This is a genomic window from Streptomyces bambusae, from assembly GCF_019400985.1.
Taxonomy (GTDB): Bacteria; Actinomycetota; Actinomycetes; order Streptomycetales; family Streptomycetaceae; genus Streptomyces; species Streptomyces bambusae_A.
Genome location: NZ_WTFF01000435.1, coordinates 1 through 4,921, shown reverse-complemented (window position 1 = coordinate 4,921; position 4,921 = coordinate 1). Strand labels below are relative to the sequence as shown.

5 protein-coding genes and 1 pseudogene are annotated in these 4,921 nt (G+C 75.0%); 2 read left to right on the top strand and 4 right to left on the bottom strand.

What is annotated here, in order from left to right:
• Positions 1–312: 312 nt before the first annotated feature.
• Complete coding sequence (locus GPJ59_RS33415; protein WP_219671665.1) at positions 313–957, bottom strand: uridine kinase; 645 nt, start codon at positions 955–957, stop codon at positions 313–315.
• A gap of 91 nt (positions 958–1,048) precedes the next feature.
• On the opposite strand from GPJ59_RS33415, the gene GPJ59_RS33410 reads away from it, so the two are divergent.
• Positions 1,049–2,488 carry a WGR domain-containing protein gene (locus tag GPJ59_RS33410; RefSeq protein ID WP_219671664.1) on the top strand — a complete coding sequence of 480 codons (1,440 nt, stop codon included), beginning with the start codon at positions 1,049–1,051 and terminating at the stop codon, positions 2,486–2,488.
• Here the strand turns inward: GPJ59_RS33410 and GPJ59_RS33405 are convergent.
• A complete protein-coding gene (locus GPJ59_RS33405) occupies positions 2,452–2,784 on the bottom strand; it encodes a cupin domain-containing protein (protein ID WP_219671663.1) in 333 nt (110 codons plus the stop codon). The genes GPJ59_RS33410 and GPJ59_RS33405 overlap by 37 nt on opposite strands.
• Positions 2,785–2,920: 136 nt before the next feature.
• On the opposite strand from GPJ59_RS33405, the gene GPJ59_RS33400 reads away from it, so the two are divergent.
• Positions 2,921–3,661, top strand: coding sequence for a DUF2293 domain-containing protein (locus tag GPJ59_RS33400; protein WP_219671662.1), 741 nt, complete (start codon positions 2,921–2,923; stop codon positions 3,659–3,661).
• Here the strand turns inward: GPJ59_RS33400 and GPJ59_RS38750 are convergent.
• Positions 3,658–4,308: a chaplin gene (locus GPJ59_RS38750; RefSeq protein ID WP_308120626.1), complete on the bottom strand. Its 651-nt coding sequence runs from the start codon at positions 4,306–4,308 to the stop codon at positions 3,658–3,660. The genes GPJ59_RS33400 and GPJ59_RS38750 overlap by 4 nt on opposite strands.
• A 190-nt stretch (positions 4,309–4,498) precedes the next feature.
• Positions 4,499–4,921, bottom strand: a pseudogene (locus tag GPJ59_RS33390) (hypothetical protein); the annotation flags it as partial.

The following is a 4,921-nucleotide window of genomic DNA, read 5'->3' as shown; positions in this document are numbered from 1 at the left end:
GAGAGGCAGTAGGCGCCCAGCCGGCCGCCGCCGCGCGCTCCGGCTGCCGCGCGGCCGCGGCGGCGGTCGTACGGCTGGGCGGGCGGCCGTAGCGGGGGCGTACGGGTGGGCAGGCGACCGCAGCAGGGACCGTACTGCTGGGCAGGCGGCCGCAGCGGGGACCGTATTGGCTGGGCAGGCGGCCGTAGCAGGGGGCCGGTGCTTGGTCGGCCCGGGCGGGCGGGTCCGGCGCTCCGGGACCAGCGGTCGGGACCAGCGGTCGGGACCAGCGGTCGGGACCGGCGGTCGGGGGTCCGAGGGGCGGCCGGGGCGTCAGTGCGGGACGCCGGTCCAGGCGGGGTGGCGGGGGTCGTCGGCGCGGACCACGACGTCCGCCGCCGACACCGGGTCGGTCTCGGCCTCGTAGCGCGGGTACGCCGGCAGCGTCCACCGCAGTGCCTCCTCCGTACGGCGGGCCAGCGCGCCCGGCGAGAGGCGGATGTGGACGCTGAGGTCGAAGGGGAACCAGTGCCCCAGCAGCAGCGGTCCGTGCACGATCACCACGCCGCCGGGCGGGAGTTCGGTGTACGGGCTGCGGGTGGCCCGGTCGGCGACCGGGTCCCACAGGTCCGGCAGGACCCGCCCGGTGCCGCCCGGCTCCAGCGGGCCGAACACCTCGCGCCACAGCGCGGCCGTGTCGTACCAGCCCCGCAGGTACGACTCCACGTCCTGGCGGCCGTGCTCCAGGCGCAGCGAGGCAGGCCGCAGGAACCCGTCCGCCGCGACCACGAGCACCGAGCGGCCCCGCAGCCGCAGTTCGGCCGCCGTCAGGTCCGCGAGCGCCCCCGTCCCAGCCGGGGGCGCACCGTCCACCGCCAACCGCAGCCACGGGCCGCCGTCCCGCGCCGCGGTCCGCTCGTCGAGGTGGGCGGCCAGGCGCTCGGCCATCCGCTCCCAGGTGATCGCTTCCAGCTGCACCGTCCCATTGTCAGTGGTGGCCCCTACCGTTTTTCACAAGGGATCACCGGCGGGAAGGGCCGTCGGGCCCGGCCTTGGGGAGGGGTCTGTCATGGCTCGCGAGACGACGTACCTGGAGCTGTCGCAAGAGGGCGCGGGGGCGCACAAGTTCTACGAGGTGACCGTGGACGGCACGGCGGTCTCGGTGCGGTACGGCCGCATCGGCGCGGCCGGCCAGTTGCAGAGCTCCTCGTTCCCCACCGCCGAGAAGGCGCGTGCCGCGGCGGCGAAGAAGATCGGGGAGAAGGTGCGCAAGGGGTACGCCCCGGCGGTCCAGGGTCAGCGCGCCGCCCGTCCGGTGACCCGGCGCCAGGTGTCCTCGGCGCCGTCCACGGCGCGGGCGACGGCCCCGGTGCTGTGGCGGTTCCGCACGGGAGCCTCGGCCTTCGGGATCCACGTGGACGAGGACCGCTGCTGGGTGGGCAACCAGGCGGGGGACGTGTACACCCTGAGCCACGGCGGCGAGGTGCTGGCCCGGTACGCGCTGCCGGACGGGGTGAAGTGCCTGGTGGCGGACGAGTTCTGGATCTATGCCGGCTGTGACGACGGCACGGTCTACGACCTGTCGTCGAAGCTGCCGTTCGGGGCGTACGACATCGCCGAGGACGTGGACATCTTCTGGCTCGACATCCGCGAGGGCGTGCTCAACGTCGCCGACGCGAACGGCGGCCTGACGGTCATCGACCACGAGGACGAGTTCCAGTGGTCGCGCAGGTCCGCGGGGACCAACGCCTGGATGGTGCGGGCGGACGCGGACGCGGTGTACCACGGGCACACCCAGGGCGTGACCGCGTACGCCCCGGACGGCAGCGGCGAGCTGTGGCACACCCGGACCGACGGGAGCGTGCTCTTCGGCTGGCAGGAGGCGGACGCGGTCTATGCGGGCACCGGGCGCCACAGCGTGCAGCGGCTGGCGAAGCACACGGGCGCCGTCGAGGCCACGTACCGCTGTGACGCCGCGGTGTACTCGTGCGCGACCTCCCCCGACGGCCGGCACGTGTTCGCGGGCGACTCCTCCTCGTCGGTGTACTGCTTCGACGCGGACGGACGGCGGCTGTGGAAGCTGCGCACGGGCAGCGGCTCCGCGCTGTCCATGCAGTACCTGGACGAGCGGCTGTACCTGGTGACGACGGACGGGTCGCTGGTGTGCGTGGACGCGAGCGAGGCGGCGATCACGGCGGCCCAGCAGGGCTCGGTGCCCAAGGCCGTGGACGTGAAGTCGGCGGCGGCGCTGCCGGTCTACACCCCGGCGGCGTCGGCGGCCTCCGTGGCGACGGTCACCGTGGCTCCGGCGGGCGGGATCGTGGTGGAATGCGTCCAGCGCAGCGGCCGGCTGCGGGTGCAGGTGGTGTCGGACGGCTTCGAGCCCTCGTGGAACGTCCAGTTCCCGCGCGGCATACGCGAGCCGGGCGCGCGGTATGTGGTGGAGGGGCTGCACGCCGCCTCGGGGGGCTTCTACCGGGTGCGCGGTGAGATACGCCGCCTGGTCTGAGCGGCGCGGCAGCACGGCGGGGCCTCGGCGGGGACCGCGAACGGGGCGCCTTCGGGCAGCGCGTAGGTGACGTGGAGCACGACCGGCCGGGTGCCGAGGTTCTGGCCGACGTGGACGTGCCGGGCGCCCGCCCGCTCGACGAAGAAGTCCCCGGGCACGCTGACCTCGACGGTGCCGTCGTGCAGGGTCCGCGTCAGCGTGCCGGACTTCACGAGCGCGGCTATCTCGGTGTGGTGGTAGTGCCAGCCGGTGGATGCGCCCGGTTCTATGACCAGCTCGCGGGCCACGACGTCCATGTGCCCTCCGGGCGAATAGACCTGATGGGAAATCACACAGTAGGACCAACTCGCCGAAGTATCGAGAAATCCATGAAACGCCAGGCGCCGACCGACGGGAGGTGATAAAGGGCCTGGACAGCGGTATCAACTCGGCATGAATCTCGTGGTCTTCGAGCCGCTGAAGGGGATCAGCTGTGCGGAGTGCCGCAAGGGGCCGCTCCCGCATCTCGTCCGCGTCTCCGGCGTGCCCCGCTGCCTGGACTGCGCACAGCTCGGGCACCTCGTCTACCTGCCGCGCGGCAATGCGGCGCTCACCCGGCGGGCCCGCACGGGGAGTTCGCTGTCGGCCGTCGTCGTGCGCTTCAACAAGCGCCGCCGCCGGTACGAGCGCCAGGGCCTGCTCGTCGAGGAGGGCGCCCTGGCCCGCGCCGAACGCTCCTGCCTCGCGGATGCCGAGGCGCGGGCGCGCGGGCGGGAGCGGGCCCGGCTGCGGCGTGCTGCGGAGGACGTCCGGCTCACGGCGGCCTTCGCCGCCGAGATACTCCGGCTGTTCCCCGGATGCCCGCCCGACCGGGCCCGCGCCATCGCCGCCCACGCCTCGCTGCGCGGCAGCGGCCGGGTGGGGCGTACGGCGGCCGGCCGCGCACTGGACGAGGCCGCGGTCTCGGTGGCCGTCCGGGCGGCCGTACGCCACCTCGACACCGAGTACGACGCCCTGCTCGCGGCCGGTGTGCACCGCTTCGAGGCCCGGGCCCGGCTGGCCCGGCGGATCGACTCCGTCCTGGACGGCTGGCGGACGCCTCCGCCCGCCCCGGCCGCCCTGGCCTCATCGGATGTGTCGACCCCGGGCCTGGACCCGGCCGGTCCGGCGGCCGGGCCCACGGCAGAGGACTAGTTGTGGCGGAAGCGGCGGTAGAGCAGGGCGCCGCCGAGCAGGAGTGCCCCGCCGCCGGGCAGCAGGTAGCCCACGGCGTCGGCGCCGGTGTGCGCGAGCGAGGAGGTACCGGGCCCCGGCTGGGCGGGCGGCTGCGCGGGCGACTGCACGGCCGGCGGCGTGGGCCGCACGGTGGCCGGCGGGGTGGACGTGGCGGGGCGGGGCGGGACGGTGCCGTTGACCGAGGTGTTGCCGCTCGCGCCGTTGCCCACGCCGACCACGCTCACCGCGTTGCCGCTGACATTGACCGGCACATCGACAGGAAGCTGGATGCCGTTGCCCGAGAGCACCCCCGGCGAATCCTTTGTGCCCCCGTGGGCGGCCGACCCGCCGCCGTTCCCCCCGCCCGGTTTGGAGCCGTGCGGCGAGCCGGAGGGATTCGGTGCGGGCTGCCCGGATTCGTTGGCGCACCGGTTGCCCGCGGCCGGGTTGAGGACGCCCACCACGTTCACGGTGTTCCCGCACACGTTCACCGGCACGTGCACCGGCAGCTGCACCAGGTTCCCGGAGAGCAGGCCGGGCGAGTTCTGGGCCTGTCCGCTCGCCCCCGCGTCGGCGAAGGCGAGGGCGCCCGCACCGGCGGCAGCCAGCCCGCCTCCCGCAACCACCGCCGCGATCAAGCCATTCCGACGACTGTGCCGCATCTGATTCCCTGCCTTCCGGAGGAGTCTGCGGGCGTTCCGCCCGCACCGGAAACAACGCGGTGAACCCATTCGGGTTATAAGGCCGGTCTGCTTTTCACCCCATCGTGTAGTGCCCTCGGCCCCTGTGTGACGGGGGTACGACCGGTGGCGGGAATCAGCCCGTGAGCGCCTTGACGGGGTCGGCGGAGGGCCGGCCGGTGGGCCACCAGTCGTCGGCGCCCTGGCGGGACTCGTACGCGTACCAGAGGTTGTCGCGGCCCAGGCGGAGCTGGCGGCAGGCCGAGGTGAGCCGGTTGCGCTCGGGCCGGAAGAGGCCGAGGGAGGCGGCGAGCAGGGCCGGGCGCGCCCGGTCGAAGGGGCCGGCGGGCGGGTCCCAGGGCTCTTCGAGGGCGGCCAGGCCGGCGCGGCCGCCCTGCCGCCAGGCCGCGGCGGCCCGGCCCGCCGGTGCTCTCTGACGGGCCGCCGGGGCAGGGACCGGGCCCCCGCGAGGGGCGGAGGGGCGCTCGCCTTCTGCGCGGGGGGGGGGCGGGGCGCCGCGCCGCGGCCGGGGCGCCGCCACTGCCGCGGGGGTTGGGCG